We start from the raw sequence: 15,126 nt of genomic DNA on the forward strand, positions 1-15,126 counted from the left end.
TGACGAGGGCCGCATTCCCATGCTGCCCTCGGTGCGCGCTGCCGAGCTGGCTGTCGTGGAGGCCGCCGGCGCGCGGCCCTATCTGCCGATGGAAGGCGCCGCGAACTTCCGCAGCGCGGTGCAGTCCCTGCTGTTTGGCGCAGCGCATCCGGCGATCAAGGCCGGCCGCATCGTCACCATCCAGGGCGTCGGCTCAAGCGGCGGTCTCAAGGTCGGTGCCGATCTGCTGAAGCGCTACTTCCCCGACAGCAAGGTCTATCTGTCCGAGCCAACCTGGGACAACCACCGCGCCGTCTTCGAAGGCTCGGGCCATGTCTGCGAGACCTATCCCTACTACGACCCGGCTACCGGCGGCCTGCGCTTCGACGAGCTGCTGGCCTGCTTCAAGACCCTGCCGGCGCGAAGCATCGTCCTGTTGCACGCTTGCTGCCACAACCCCACCGGTGTCGACCTCAGCCATGATCAATGGCGTGCCCTGGTGCCCGTCCTCCGCGAACGCGAGCTGCTGCCCTTCTTGGACCTGGCCTACCAGGGCTATGGCGACGGCATCGAGGAGGACGCCTTCGCGCCTCGCCTGCTGGCCGACGAAGGCCTGCCCTTCTTGATTGCCAACAGCTTCTCCAAGAGCATGAGTCTGTACGGCGAGCGCTGTGGGGCCTTGAGTGTTGCCTGCCCGGACGCCGATCAGGCGGCCCGCGTGCTGGGGCAGCTCAAGTTCATGATCCGTCGCAACTACTCCAACCCGCCGATGCACGGCGGCCAGATCGTCGCCAAGGTGCTGACTGATCCCAAGCTGCGTGCGATGTGGGAGGCCGAGGTGGCCGAGATGCGCGAGCGCATCCAGGCCATGCGCCGCCAACTGCATGACGTGCTCGCCGCCAAGCTGCCGGGCCGCGACTTCTCCTACTTCCTGACGCAGCGTGGCATGTTCAGCTACACCGGGCTGACGCCCGACCAGGCGGAGCGGCTGAAGACGGAGTTCGGCGTCTACATCCTGCGATCCGGTCGCATGTGCGTAGCCGGTCTGAACACCCGCAACGTCGAGGCCACGGCACAGGCGTTTGCCGCCGTGCTGGGCGGCTGAGGCACCGCCATGCTGCGCGAGATATGGGTCGCCGCGGCAGCTCTGCTGTGTACCGGCCCGCTGGCCGCGCAGCCGGTGGTGGATCACATCACGTGGCTCGCAGGCGACACCGTCGCCTCGCGCGGCCCCCGCGGCGCACGGCCGTCTGACCGCCTCATCGACTGGGTCAGCGCGCGCCTGCCGGGCATCACGCATGAGCGCGTCATCGCCAACGCCAAGCGCAGCTGGATGCTCATCGAGCGTGGCGACCAGGTCTGCCATGCCGCCGCCGTGCGTTCGGCGCAACGCGAGGAACTGGCCTATTTCAGCAATACCTGGCTGATGCCTCCGCTGCAGCTGATCACGCGGCGCGACCGGGCCGCCGCCCTGCCGGTGGACGCCGCAGGCCGGGTGGACCTGACCGCCTTGCTGGCCGACAGCCGCCTGCAAGGCGTTGTCGTCCAAGGTCGCAGCTACGGCCCGACGCTGGATGCGCAGCTTCTGAAGCCGGCGGCACAGGTGGCGCTGCGCCGCGTCACCGCGGGCGATTTCGGCAGCAACCTGTTGCCCATGCTGTTGCAGGGGCGTGCCGACTACGCCCTCGAATTCCCTAACGTGCTGGCGGCGCAGGCTCAGGGGCAACCCGAGGTGGCGGAACTGGCCATGCTGCCCATTCGCGGCGCGATGGAGCCCGTCATCAGCGGTGTGGCCTGCCCGCGCACGCTGTGGGGCCAGGCTGCGATCCGGCGCATCGACGCTGTGCTAGGCACTCCCGAGGGCGCAGCCATGCTGCGTGAAGGTCTGATGGCTGAGCTGCCGGCCGATGTCCGCAGCCTGTATCGCGACCCCATCGACAACTTCTTCCGGCGCCGCAACCAGCCCACGCCGGGGCTCTGAACGCCCGCTCGTGGCGTCAGGCCGTGAATGCCTGCTGGTTATGGATGGCGCGCTGGCTTTCATTGGCTGAGGGCGGCTCCCCTCTCTTACCCTGCGCCGCTGTATGAGGCTCGTAGCGGCAGGATGAAGCATTGCGTGGTGATTGGCGGTGGCGTCGTGGGCTTGACCACGGCTTGGGCGCTGCTGGAAAGGGGCCACGGCGTGACGCTGGTCGAGCGCGAGGCCGAGGTGGCACAAGGCGCCAGCCGCGCCAATGGGGGCCAGCTGAGCTATCGATACGTGTCGCCGCTGGCCGACGCCGGCGTGCCGCTGAAGGCGCTGCGCTGGCTGCTGGATCCCGACGGCCCGTTGCGCTTCAAGCCCGAGGCGAGTTGGGCGCAGTGGTCCTGGCTGATCGCCTTCCTGCGCAACTGCCGCGGCCCGGTCAACCGTCGCGCCACCGAGCGCCTGCTGGCACTGGGGGCTTACAGCCAGAACGCATTCGCACGGCTGCAGGCCGAAGCTCAACTGGATGCCATCGCGCTGCGCGCGCCGGGCAAGCTGGTCGTGTACCGCAAGCCGGCCGAGTTCGCACGTGTTGCCGCGCGCGTCAATGGCAGTGGCGCCGAGCAGGCCCTGTCGCACGACGAATGTGTGGCCTTGGAGCCGGCGCTGGCGGACAGTGAGGCGACGCTCGCCGGCGGCATCTTCACGCCTGGCGAGGCGGTGGCCGACTGCCACGCCTTCTGCACCGAACTGCATGCGCGGCTGCGCGAGCACGAGGGCTTCCGCGGCCAGCTGGGTGCCACGGTCAGCGGTTTCCTGCGCGACGGCCAGGGCGGCGTACGGGGCGTGCGCACGACCGAGGGCGATGTCGCAGCCGACGCGACCATCCTCGCCGCCGGCCTGCATAGCCGCACGCTCGCCGCGACCGCCGGTGTCGAGCTGCCGATCTATCCGCTGAAGGGCTACAGCCTGACCGCGCCCATCCAGCCCGGCCACCGCCCGCCCGAGGTCAGTGTGACCGACTTCGAGAGGAAGATCCTCTACGCCCGCATCGGCCAGGAGTTGCGCGTGGCTGCCATGGTGGACCTCGTCGGTGACGACCTCAGCCTGGATGCGGGGCGCTTGGCCTCGCTGCAGCGATCGGTGCGCGCCACCTTCCCGAACGCCGCGGACTACGACCACGCCACGCCCTGGGCTGGCCTGCGCCCGGCCACGCCGAGTGGCGCGCCCATCCTCGGCCCCAGCGGCCAGCCCGGGCTGTGGCTCAATGTGGGTCATGGCGCACTGGGCTTCACCTTCTCCTTCGCGACTGCGAACATCGTGGCCGAACTCGTCTCGGGCAACGCCAGCCCGTTGCCACTCGACGGCCTGACGCTGTGACGGCCGACGACCTCGCCGAAGCCCTGCGCGCCGCGGTGCTGGCGCAGCGCTTCGAGACGACCGCCGACAGCCTGCAGAACGGTGCGCCACTCGGCTGGCATCCCAGTGTCGACCTCGCCGTGGTTGTCTTCCCGCGCGCCACTGCGCCGGTGGGCGCCAACGTGCTGTTCTCGCGGGAGCATCCGCAGGGACTGATCGCGCGCTTCGATGGCGCGTCCGGCGCCGTCGCCAACATCGGCTTCCACGCCGACGTGCGCGATGCCGCGGGGGATTCGTACGCCTGGCTGCCGGGCGCGGACTGGTCGCGCATCGACTTCCCGCGCTGGTTCGGCCACGGGCCGAGGTTCGTCGCACCCTATCCGGCTTCGCTGCTGAAGACCATGGTCGCCGTCGGGGTGGGCCTGCTGGTGGACAGCGGCCGCAGCGACTGGGCGCTGCCGCTGGCCTACGCAGGCAAGACCCGGCCCGTGGGCGACTGGCTGTTTGACATGATCACCGTCAGCAGCAACGAGGCCACCTCCGCCCTGGTGGCCCATTTGCATGCGCGCGGAGGCATACGCCGAGAAGGTGGCCGCGAGGTGCACAACGAGATGCATGCGCTCTTTGCCGCGCAGGGCCTCGCCGGCCTGATGATCGCCAATACCCGCCCCGATGGCGGCTGGGGCAATGCGGCGGGCTCGGGCGTGGGCCAGATCCAGATGACGGCCTGGGACGCGCTTCGCCTGATGTGGCGCCTGGATGCTGACGCGCCGGCCGTGCCACCGCTCGTGAGCGTCGCCAGCCGCGCCGTCATCCGTAGCGCGCTGGACGCGCAGAAACTGCACCAGGTCCTCAGCAGCGAATCACTGCGTGCGCTGCCTGGCTGGGTGCCGGGCATCCCCGCACGCTTCGCTCACAAGACCGGTGGCACGCAGAACTACGGCAGTGACGCCGGCATCGTGCACGACGGCGGGCTGCACTACCTGATCGCCGTGACGACCAGCCTCGGCAGTCGCTACGCGCCCCACCCCGAGGCGTCGACGACCTGGAAGCTGCCCGCCCTGGGCGGCGCGGTGCATGCATGGCTGAAAGCGAATTCCTGATCCCTCCGCTGCGCCCCGGCGCCGGCATTGCCGTTATCGCACCGGCCGGCCCGCCCGAGCCGGGGCAGCTCGACCCCGTTGAGGGTTGGTTGCGTGAACGCGGCTACCAGCCTCATCTGCTGCCCAGCTGCTTTGGCCCGCCGCCGCTGGACTTCCTCGCCGCGCCGGACGCCGTGCGGCTGGCCGATGTGCATACGGCCTTTGCCGACGCACGCTACGACGCCGTGCTTGCGCTGCGAGGTGGCTCGGGCTGCATCCGCCTGCTGGACCGCGTGGACCTCGACCTGCTCGCGGCCAGCCGCAAGCTGCTGATCGGCTACAGCGACCTGACCGTGCTGCACGCGCTGCGCGACCGCGCCGGCATCGCCTCCCTGCATGCGCCGATGCCGGCCAGCGATTGGGGGCAACCCGGTGCTGGGCCCGACACGGAGGCACTGTTTCGGGGCCTGGCCCGTGGTTGGCGGGCCGGTGACGTCGTCGGGCAAGCTACGCCACATGACCTCAGCCAGGGTGACCGCACTGGGCCGGTGCGAGGCAGGCTGATCGGCGGCAACCTCGCAATGTTCTGCGCGTTGCTCGGCACACCGTTCATGCCGGACGTCGAGGGCGCGCTGCTCTTCGTCGAGGACATCAGTGAGGAGCCCTATCGCGTCGACCGCATGCTGAGCCAGTTGCGCCTGGCCGGCGTGCTGGAGCGCATCGCCGGCCTGCTGGTTGGCAGCTTCAGCGGTGCGGAGAAGAGCTCGGACGCCGTGTTGGCCGACCACCTGGCGCGGCTGCGCTGCCCCGTGCTGGCCGGCTGGCCCTCGGGGCATGGTCAGCCCAACCGGCCCCTGCCGCTGGGCGTGCCGGCCGTCATGGACGTTGCTTCCCGCACGCTGACGCTGGGTTGAGGGCGGTGCCAGGCCTTGCGATGACGCTGGGCTGAGCCCCGGTGCCCAAGGCTTGCGAAAGCGCTGTCGCGGCGGTACTTCGTCACGGTGGCGATGCCCTCGTACGCCCTGCCTGACAGCCGGCCCATTCGCACAGGTTATGCCCGGTTTTCAAAGCGTGATCGTCATGAAAGCCACGACCCAGGGAGCACCCTCTGGGCGTTGGACGTAGCTTGCGGCAATCATCGTGTCAACGTAGTTAATTGCAGGAGCTATTGATGAAACCCACTCGAATTGCATGCGCGGCAGCCCTCCTTTGCATGAGCAGCGCCGTCCTGGCCCAGGCGGCCGCCGACGCGCAGCCTGCTTCGGCTTCGAAGCTTGAGAAGATCACCATCACCGGCTCGAGCATCAAGCGCCTGGCCGACGAGAAGGCGATGCCCATCGAGGTCATCACCGCCATGCAGGCTCGTCAGCTGGGCCTGACCAGTGTGGACCAGCTCGTCGACAGCCTGTCGTCCAACGTCGGCGGCCAGACCAATCAGGTCACCAACAACGCCGTGTTCGGTGGCGACGGCGAGAAGACCTTTGGCGGCGCCAACTTCGCCAACCTGCGCGGTATCGGTCCCACCGGCACGCTGGTGCTGCTGAACGGTCGTCGCGTCTCCACGCACGGCATGAGCGGCGGTTCGGTGGACCTGAACACCATCCCGATGGACGCCATCGAGCGCGTCGAAGTGCTGAAGGACGGCGCATCGGCCATTTACGGTACGGACGCCATCGGTGGCGTCATCAACTTCATCACCAAGACCAGCTACCAGGGCGTGTCGCTGAGCGGCAACTACTTCACCCCGGAAGCCTCGGGCGGTGGCCAGTCGTCCCGCCTGTCCGGCTCGGCCGGCTGGGGTGACCTGGCCCGCGACGGCTTCAACGTGATGGGCACCCTGACGGTGGACAACCGGCGCATCCTGCGCGGCACCGACCGCCCCTGGGCCACCGGCTATCAGCCCGACCTGTTCCTGACGCCCGACAGCTCCAGCTCGATCCACGCCAACATCATTGCCCAGGCCAACACGGCCCTGGCCACGACCGGCACGACGGTGGGCACCGGTGACCCGACCAAGTACACCAACCTCAACCTGCTGGCCATCCGCGGCGAGTGCGAGTCCATCGCGAACCAGGTGCCGATGGCGCCCAACATCCAGATCTGGAACCTGTTCGGCTACACCCAGGCCAACGCCAAGTACCGCTGCACTCGCGACTACGGCCGCAACTACATGCTCACTTCGCCGCAGGAATCCGTGAACGGCATGCTGCGCGGCACGTTCAACATCAATGACAGCCATCGTGCCGCCATCGAGGTGATGGCGTCGGACGTGAAGAACCGCGCCGAGTACTCTCCGACGCAGATCAGCACGGGCAACACCACCTACACCAACCCGGTCACCAAGGCGGTCACCACCTCCAACACGAATCTGCAGACCAGCAGCCCGTACTACCTGAACATGAAGCAGCTGGTGAATGCGGCGGACTTCAATCCGAACCTGCCCATCGCCTACCGCGTCAACTTCCTGAACGACCTGGGCTTCCGCATCCGCGAGAACGAAACCAAGAACCTGCGCGTGCAGACGTCGGTGGAAGGCAGCATCGGTGAGTTCGACTATTCGGTGGGCGCCGGCTACGGCGAGTCCAAGAGCACGGCCACCCTGATCAATGGCTTCTTCAACACCAAGAAGCTGGTGGACCTGCTGGCCTCGGGCAAGTACAACCCCTTCATCATGCAGGGTCAGACCCAGTCGGCCGACGTCGTCGCTGCCTTCGAAGACATGCAGATGCGCGGCAAGATCTACGACGGCAAGACCAGCGTCAAGCAGTTCGACGCCACGCTCTCGGGCCCGCTGGGCAACTTCCTGGCTGGCCCGGTGGAGTTCGCGGTGGGCGTCAATGCCCGCCAGGAGTCCTATGAGTTCTCGGGCTCGAAGAACTTCCTCTGTGTGGATAGCATCACCGCCACCACGCTGGGCACCTATGACAACGCCGCGCTGACCTTTGGCTGCCCGGGCAACAGCTCCTCGCCCAGCCTGTCGCGCAAGATCGGCGCCGTTTTCGGTGAACTGGTGACCCGCCCAATCAAGGGCATGGAGGTCACACTGCAGGCCCGCTATGACCGCTACCAGGCCATCGGCGGCACGACCAACCCCAAGATCGGCATCAAGTACACGCCCATCGACACGTTGCTGCTGCGTGCCTCGGCCAACACCGGCTTCCGCGCGCCGACGCCCCAGCAGATCAACCAGGGCGTGGTCGAATCCCAGCTGACCGGCCAGTTCCGCGATCCGGTGCTGTGTGCCGACATCAACAACCCCACCGATGCCTCGCAGTGCGCACGCCTGAGCATGCCCTATCGCGCTGGCGGCAACCCCAACCTGAAGCCCGAGGAGTCGCGCCAGGCCACGGCCGGCTTCGTGTTCGCGCCGAGCAAGAATTTCCAGGCCTCGGTGGACTACTGGCAGATCACCATGAGTGATCGCATCCGCTCGCTCAGCACGACCGAGATGATCTCGAACTACGAGATTTACAAGGACAACTTCGTTCGCAATTCGTTGGGCGTCGTCGACTACATCCAGGCCGGCTGGGTCAACTCCGCGGGCAGCAAGACCAAGGGTGTGGACTTCGGTGCGACCTATGTGTTCGACGCTCTCGACGGTCGTGTCACGACGTCGATGAACGGCACGAAGATGATCAGCAACAAGGAGCAGACCCGCGACAACGCACCGTTCATCGAGTACGTGGGCAAGTGGAGCAACACCACGCTGTACCTGCCCTGGCGTCTGAACGGCAGCGTCGGCTACCGCAGCGGTCCCTGGAACGTCACGCTTTCGGGCATCTACCGTGACAGCTATGAAGACCAGAACCGTGGTCCGACGGCCGCCGGCGGCGCCAACTACACCAGCAACGAGCCCTACACCCGCACGGTCAAGGCCTACTCGACGTTCAACCTGGTGGGCAGCTACAGCGGCTTCAAGGGTCTGACGATCACCGGCAGCCTCATCAACCTCGCCGACAAGCAGCCGCCGTTCACCTGGCACAACGCCGACAGCGCCGCCGGTGCCGGTTGGGATCCGCGCGTGGCTGATCCGCGGGGCCGCACTTGGGGCATCTCGTTCCGCTGGGCCACGGAGTAAGCTCACCCCGTCCCTGTTCAAGCCCCCTCATGGGGGCTTTTTCGTCTTCCGATCCGACGCGCGCCGAAGCGTCCCTTTCGCTATGCAGTCCATCACCGAAGCCCAGGTCGCCACCGTTCTCGATTTGCCCAGCGCCATCGCCGCGCTTCGCGACGCCTTCCTCCAGCATGGCCGCGGACAGGCGCAAGTGCTGGCGCGGCATCGCGCCACCACGTCCATCGGCGGCGCCTCGCTGGCCATCAGTGCCATGGGTGCCATCCTGGACGCCGAGGGCGCGCTGCCCGCCGTGTTGGGCACCAAGGTCTATTCGGCGCGCAACGGCAAATACAACTTCCTCGTCAGCCTGTTCTCGGCCGACACCGGCGAAGCCATCGCGACGCTGGAGGCCAACGAATTCACGAGGCTGCGCACGGCTGCGGCCACCGCCGTGGCGGTCGACCTGCTGGCGCTGCCCGATGCGCGGACACTGGCCGTCTACGGCGCCGGCATCCAGGGCCGGGCGCATGTCGAAGCGCTGTGCCGCGTGCGCCGCTTCGAGCGTGTGCTCGTCTGCGCACGCTCGGGTTCCGAGGCCTTTGCGGCCGAGCTGGCGGCGACGGTGGGCCTGCCGGTGCAGGCCGTGGATGCCGCCACTGCGGCGTCGCAAGCGGACGTCATCGCGACGGCCACCCGCTCGCCGGTGCCGCTGTTCGATGGTGGGCTTGTCAGGCCCGGCACCTTCGTCGCGGCCGTCGGCTCCAGCACCGCCAAGGCGCGCGAGCTGGACGATACGCTGCTGGGCCGCGCGGCCCTTGTCGCCGTCGAATGGCTGGAAGCGGCACGTGAGGAGGCCGGAGACATCGTGCAGGCTGCGCCCGGCGTCATCGCGCCTGAGCGCCTCGTCGAATTGGGCGAACTGCTCGTGAACCCGCGGCCGCGCACCGCGCAGGACATCGTCGTCTACAAGAGCGTCGGTATCGGCCTGGAGGACGTGGCGCTGGCCCGCCTCGTCGCCCACCGCCTGGGAGCCTGCTGATGCGCGCCTGGCTGTGCTCCATGGCCTTCGTGCTGGCCGGCTGCGCCAGCGTGCCGGCCCCTGTGCCCGACCCCGTGCGGTTGGCACTGGACAAGGCCGGCCTACCTGCCGACAGCCTGGGCTTCGTGCTGCAGCCACTGGACGGCTCGCGCCCGGCACTGCGTCAACGCGCGGACGATGCGATGGCACCGGCCTCGACGATGAAGCTGCTCACGGCCACGGTCGCGCTGGATCGGCTGGGCATCAACCATCGCGGCCGCACGGAGCTGCTGTCGGCCGCAGCGCCTGTCGACGGCCTCAATGGATCGGTCATTGAAGGCCCGCTGATCCTTCGTGGCGGTGCCGACCCCGACCTGGACTGGCCGGCGCTGTGGTGGCTGCTGCGCCAACTGCGCGAGAGCGGCGTGCGCGAGATCCGCGGCGGGCTGCTCGTAGACCGCAGCCTCTTCAGCCCCGCGCGTCTGGACGTGGGCCTGCCGCCTTTCGACGAAGCGCCCGAGTTCGACTACAACGTCATCCCCGATGCGCTGCATTTGAACGGCAGCCTGCTGGATTTCGAGCTGCAGGCCACCGCCACCCGCGTCGCCGCACGCACGCTGCCGGCCCTGCCGGGGCTGGTCGTGGATGCAGGCGCGATGACGCTCTCCGCGCGGCCCTGCAAGGACTGGGACGAGGACTGGAAGTCCGCTGTCGTGCAGCCCACCGCTGAGGGTCTGGCGCTGAAGCTGCAGGGCGCCTTCCCGTCGGGCTGCCGCCAGCGCGCGCCGCTTCAGATCGTCGACCGGCAATGGCTGGTGACGCACATGGTGCGCCAGTTCTGGGCCGAGCTGGGTGGCACGATGGGGCCGACCGATGCGGAAGGCCCGGCACCGGCCGGCGCCGCCGTGCTGGCCACGCACCGTGGCCGGCCGCTGGCCGAGGTGCTGCGCGGTGTCATGAAGCGCAGCGACAACGCGCTGACCCGCCTGGTCTACCTGCAGCTGGGCGCGCAGGCTGCCCAGCCCGGCGAGGCCACGCTGGCGGCATCCGAGCGCGTCGTGCGGCAGTGGTTGGCGGCGCACGCCGTCGACGCTGCGGCCCTGGTGCTGGACAACGGTTCGGGCCTGTCGCGCAGCGAGCGGGTCAGCCCGGCCCTGCTGGCCGGCGTGCTGCGCGCGGGCCAGCGCGGCTCGCAGGCGCCGGAGCTGCTGGCGACACTGCCCATCGCGGGCGTGGACGGCACGCTGTCCCGCCGGCTCAAGGACGGCCCGGCCACCGGTCAGGCTCGGCTCAAGACTGGCACATTGCGTGATGCCGTGGGCCTGGCCGGCTTCGTGCCGGACGCGAGTGGCAGGCCCTGGGTCTTCGTTGCGCTGCTCAATCACCCGGAGGCTGCGCGCAAGGGCCGGCCGGTGCTGGATGCGCTGGTGAACTGGGTGGCGGAACAGCGCTAGGCGACCGCCGGCGCCAGCAACCTGATCGTTCCGGCGTCCGCGTCCATCTCCGCCATCGCCCCCACCGGCACCGTCAGCTTGCGCTTGATGTGACCGATGGCCGCGCCGCGGTAGACGGGCACGCCCAGCGGCAGGAAGTAGTCGTCGAAAACCTCGTCCAGCGTCAGTGCGCCGTAGCCTTCGCCGGGCTCGCACTTGGTGAAGCGGCCCAGCACGACGCCGGCCAGTTGGCCCAATGCGCCGGTCAGGCGCAGCGTGGACAGGCAGCGGTCGATGCGGTAGATGTACTCGTTGATGTCTTCGAGGAAGAGGAGCGCGCCGCGGCAGTCGGGGAAGTAGGGCGTGCCGGCCAGCGAAGCCAGTACGGTCAGGTTGCCGCCGACCAGCCGACCCTGGGCCTTGCCGCCGCGCAGCGTGGAGATGCGCTCCTCGCGTACGACGAGGTCGTCCGCCGGTTTCACCGCCGGGTTACGCAGCAGCGCCGCCTCGGCGTTCATGACGATGGCCTTGAAGCTCTGCACCGAGTAGTCGTTCCACTCCGACACGGCCACCGGACTGTGGAAGGCAACCAGCCCGGTCTGGCGGTGGATGGCGTTGACGAGGCTGGTCAGGTCGCTGAAGCCGCCGAAGAACTTCGGCTTGCGACGGATCAGCTCGTAGTCGAGTTTGTCGACGATGCGGTTGCAGCCCGAGCCGCCAGTCATCGCAATGATGCCGGCCACCGAGTCGTCGGCGAACATCGCGTTCACGTCGGCGGCGCGCTGGGCGTCCGTGCCGGCGAACGGCCCACGCCGCGCGGCGACATTGGGGCCATGCTTGACCTTGAAGCCCAGTGCCTGCAGGGACTCGGTGGCGATCTTCAGCGGCTCGCGCTCGAAGGTGGCGTTGGCCGGGCTGACCAGGCCCAGCGTGTCGCCTGGGCGCAGGCGTGACGCCAGCAGCGCGCCACCTGCGGCGGTAGCGGGGCGGGCCGCAGCCAGCAGGCCGGCGGTGGTACCCAGTTGCAGAAGGTGGCGGCGGGAGGTCGTCATGGGCAGTCCTGCAGTGAAGGGGCCATTCTCGCGAGCGCTCCGCGCAGCACGCGCGGCCGATGTATTCCAATCCGTGCATGAACGACAACCTGCCCACGCTGCCAACCCTCCGGCCCGGACGCTACCGCCACTACAAGGGTGGCGAGTATGAGGTGCTCGCCGTCGCCCGCCACAGCGAAACGCTGGAGGCGATGGTCGTCTACCGGCCGCTCTACAACGACAGCGGCTGGTGGGTCAGGCCCTTTGAGATGTTCACCGGCATGCTGGAGGTGGACGGCCGCCAGCGTCAGCGCTTCGAGTACGTCGGCTGACCCCGGCACAAAGTCACGGGCCCGTGGCCGGGATCGGGTCTCCATCAGTTTTCCATCAGGATCTCAGGGGATCAGGGTTTCTACGATGTTGTGCTTTGCCGCCGCCGCTGTCGATGCGTGCCGGACGACGCGCCAACACAACCCCAGGACCCGTCTCATGAAGTGGTTTTATGACCTGAAGATCGCCAGCAAGCTGGTGGTGTCGTTCGTCGCTGTGTTGCTGTTGACCGCCGGGCTCGGCGTGTTCTCGGTCATTGAGCTGGCGCGCGTGAACCAGACGGCCACCGATCTGGCCACGAACTGGCTGCCGGCCGTCAAGTCCGCCGGCGACATCCGCTACGACCTCGCCCGCATCCGCTCCGAATCGCTGCAGCACGTACTGGCCGAGGATGAGCGGGCCAAGAAATCCTACGAAGAGTCCCTGACCAGCCTGCTCGCCAAGCTCGCCGCGGACCGCAAGGCCTACGAGGCCACGCTGTCGGAGCCCGCGGAGAAGAAGGCGTATGAAGAGTTCGGCGCGCGGTTCACGGCCTACATGAGCGAGCACGCCAACGTGCTGGTGCTTTCAAACGAGCACAAGACCGGCGAGGCGCTGACGCTGTTGCGGGGAGCAGCGCGCGAGAACTTCAAGGTCATGGAGGAGCGCATCCAGGAGATCGTCAAGATCAACGAGGCCGGCGCCGACGAGGCCAACAGCCTGGGTGACACGCTCTACGCCAGTGCGCGCGGCTGGGTCATTGGGACGGTCGTCGTGTGCGTGGTGCTGGGCTTGGTGCTGGCGCTGAGCGTGGCTCGCCTGATCTCGCGCTCGCTCCAGGAGGCCGTCGAGGTCGCCCGCAGCGTTGCCTCTGGCGACCTGACGCGCCGCATCGTCGTCAGCAGCCGCGACGAGACCGGCCAGCTCATGCAGGCGCTGCAGGACATGACCGGCAGTCTGACGCGGCTGATCGAGCGCGTCCGCGCCAGTTCCGACTCCATCGCGACCGGTTCTTCTCAGATCGCCACCGGCAACGCCGACCTGTCGCAGCGTACCGAGGAACAGGCCTCCAACCTGCAGCAGACGGCCGCGTCCATGGAGCAGCTGACCGTCACCGTGCAGCAGAACGCCGACACCGCCCGCCAGGCCACGCAGCTGTCGGCCACTGCCTCGACGGTGGCGTCGCAGGGAGGAGAGGTGGTCGGCCAGGTCGTCGAGATGATGGGCCGCGTGTCCGACAGCTCGAAGAAGATCGCCGACATCATTGGTGTCATCGACGGCATTGCCTTCCAGACCAACATCCTGGCTCTGAACGCTGCGGTCGAGGCGGCACGTGCCGGCGAGCAGGGGCGCGGCTTTGCGGTGGTGGCCTCCGAGGTGCGCGCGCTGGCAAGCCGCTCGGCCGATGCGGCCAAGGAGATCAAGGTGCTGATCGGCCAGAGCGTCGCGACCGTCGAGCAGGGCACCGGCCTGGTGGACGCCGCCGGCCGAACCATGGCCGAGATCCTGTCCCAGGTGCGCCGCGTCAGTGATCTCATGGGCGAGATCGGCGCGGCCAGCAACGAGCAGTCCCAGGGCATCGGCCAGGTCGGCGACGCCATCATGCAGCTCGACCAGGTCACGCAGCAGAATGCTGCCCTCGTCGAGGAAAGCGCAGCGGCGGCGGACAGCCTCAGCCAGCAGGCGCAGCTGCTGACCGAGGCGGTGTCGGTGTTCCGCATCGACCCCACGCTGTCCGCGACCTGACCGACGGCAAAAACCCGCCGCCCTGCGGGTGAGCCGGCGTGCCGCTGGTCTAGAGTGCAGGACAGGCGTCCGCCATCGCGGGCGCGGTTTGCGATTCGGACGACGACGCGCCATGGCCCTGGACCTGACGCCGGACGGCTTGCCCACTTGGCAGGACGCGCCGCTGTTCCTGCCCCCCAAGGAAAGCGCGGTGCTGGCGCTGATGATCCGCGCCCAGCCGCTGGCAGTCAGCAAGGCCGACATCGTCCAGCATGCCTGGCGCGGCTCAGCGGTATCGGACGACAGCTTGACGCGCTGTATCAGCCAGTTGCGACGCGCACTGCCCAACGTGAGGATCGAAGCCATCTACGGCTTCGGCTACCGGCTGGTGCAGCCCGAGCCCGCCGTGCACAGCCGCATGCTGGCCGTCGTCAAGGCGCCGCCGGACGTCGTCGAGGCCTATCTGCACGCCTGGGAGCTGTCCCAGCATGGGACGCCGCGCGCCATGAGCCGCGCGCTGACGGTGTTGCGCGCCATCGCGACCGAGTACCCCGACTACGCACCAGCCCGCGTGTCGCTGGCTGCCACCATCGGCGCCGCTGTGGGCTGGGGCATGGCCGCGGAGCTGGGGGTGACGGTGGGCGAGGCCCAGGCCGAGCTGGATGCCGCGGAGCGCCACGACGCCAGTGCCAGCGGCCTGCGCGTTGCACGCGCCTGGCTGGCTGACATGGACTGGCGCTTCGACGACGCCGAGCGGCTGTTTCGCTCGGCCTACCGCGAGCAGCCCGACGATGCCGAGCTGCTGCCGCTGTTCGGCTGGCATCTGCTCGCCACAGGCCGCAGCAGCGAGGCAGTGGAGGTGCTGCGGCGCGCGGTGGCGCAGCGACCCTTTGCCGTCTACCCGCGCGTGATGCTGTCCCGCGCCCTTGGATATGCCGGCCAGACCGAGGCCGCGCTGCGCGAGGTCGAGCGTGCCGAACTGGACCATCCGGACAGCGCCATCGCCATCAGCCAGCGCCTGCTGCTGCGCGCCAGTCACTGGCCTGGCCCCGAGCTGGTCGCGCCTTCGCTGCAGTTGCTGGCGCGTGCCGACGCGCCGTCCTATGTGCGCGCCACTCAGCCCTATGTGCTGGCGCGTTGCGGCGAGACGGAGCAGGCGCTGGCCCTGGT

The 15,126-nt window shown here is 68.6% G+C and carries 12 protein-coding genes; 11 read left to right on the forward strand and 1 reads right to left on the reverse strand.

What is annotated here, in order from left to right; all coding sequences use genetic code 11:
- The 8 genes from VGF12_RS00285 to dacB form a co-directional block, all read left to right on the forward strand.
- Positions 1-1,084 (forward strand): amino acid aminotransferase (locus VGF12_RS00285; protein ID WP_331174047.1); only part of this gene is annotated, 1,084 nt, incomplete at its 5' end.
- A gap of 9 nt (positions 1,085-1,093) precedes the next feature.
- Positions 1,094-1,960, forward strand: a complete 867-nt coding sequence (locus VGF12_RS00290; protein WP_331174048.1) for a hypothetical protein — start codon at positions 1,094-1,096, stop codon at positions 1,958-1,960.
- A gap of 123 nt (positions 1,961-2,083) precedes the next feature.
- Positions 2,084-3,325 carry a D-amino acid dehydrogenase gene (locus VGF12_RS00295; protein WP_331174049.1) on the forward strand — a complete coding sequence of 414 codons (1,242 nt, stop codon included), beginning with the start codon at positions 2,084-2,086 and terminating at the stop codon, positions 3,323-3,325.
- On the forward strand, positions 3,322-4,407 hold the full coding sequence (locus VGF12_RS00300; protein ID WP_331174050.1) for a serine hydrolase: 1,086 nt from the start codon (positions 3,322-3,324) through the stop codon (positions 4,405-4,407). The genes VGF12_RS00295 and VGF12_RS00300 overlap by 4 nt, the downstream gene beginning before the upstream one ends.
- A complete protein-coding gene (locus VGF12_RS00305) occupies positions 4,386-5,300 on the forward strand; it encodes an LD-carboxypeptidase (protein WP_331174051.1) in 915 nt (304 codons plus the stop codon). The genes VGF12_RS00300 and VGF12_RS00305 overlap by 22 nt, the downstream gene beginning before the upstream one ends.
- Positions 5,301-5,599: 299 nt before the next feature.
- On the forward strand, positions 5,600-8,464 hold the full coding sequence (locus VGF12_RS00310) for a TonB-dependent receptor domain-containing protein (protein WP_331174052.1): 2,865 nt from the start codon (positions 5,600-5,602) through the stop codon (positions 8,462-8,464).
- Positions 8,465-8,546: 82 nt separating this feature from the next.
- Complete coding sequence (locus VGF12_RS00315) at positions 8,547-9,479, forward strand: ornithine cyclodeaminase family protein (protein WP_331174053.1); 933 nt, start codon at positions 8,547-8,549, stop codon at positions 9,477-9,479.
- Positions 9,479-10,912 carry a D-alanyl-D-alanine carboxypeptidase/D-alanyl-D-alanine endopeptidase gene (gene dacB, locus VGF12_RS00320; RefSeq protein ID WP_331174054.1) on the forward strand — a complete coding sequence of 478 codons (1,434 nt, stop codon included), beginning with the start codon at positions 9,479-9,481 and terminating at the stop codon, positions 10,910-10,912. Before VGF12_RS00315 ends, dacB begins: the two co-directional genes overlap by 1 nt.
- On the opposite strand, the gene VGF12_RS00325 is transcribed toward dacB, so the two are convergent.
- Entirely contained in the window at positions 10,909-11,943 is a 1,035-nt protein-coding gene (locus VGF12_RS00325; RefSeq protein WP_331174055.1) for an LD-carboxypeptidase, read from the reverse strand. The genes dacB and VGF12_RS00325 overlap by 4 nt on opposite strands.
- 77 nt (positions 11,944-12,020) lie before the next feature.
- Here VGF12_RS00325 and VGF12_RS00330 point away from each other — a divergent pair, with 77 nt between their 5' ends.
- The 3 genes from VGF12_RS00330 to VGF12_RS00340 form a co-directional block, all read left to right on the forward strand.
- Positions 12,021-12,254: a DUF1653 domain-containing protein gene (locus VGF12_RS00330; protein WP_331174056.1), complete on the forward strand. Its 234-nt coding sequence runs from the start codon at positions 12,021-12,023 to the stop codon at positions 12,252-12,254.
- 157 nt (positions 12,255-12,411) lie between these two features.
- Entirely contained in the window at positions 12,412-13,977 is a 1,566-nt protein-coding gene (locus VGF12_RS00335) for a methyl-accepting chemotaxis protein (protein ID WP_331174057.1), read from the forward strand.
- Positions 13,978-14,089: 112 nt separating this feature from the next.
- Positions 14,090-15,126, forward strand: a 1,037-nt coding sequence (locus tag VGF12_RS00340; protein ID WP_331174058.1) for a winged helix-turn-helix domain-containing protein, incomplete at its 3' end; no start/stop codon positions are given.

Origin of the sequence: Roseateles sp. (assembly GCF_036404855.1) — a bacterium.
Taxonomy (GTDB): Bacteria; Pseudomonadota; Gammaproteobacteria; order Burkholderiales; family Burkholderiaceae_C; genus Pelomonas.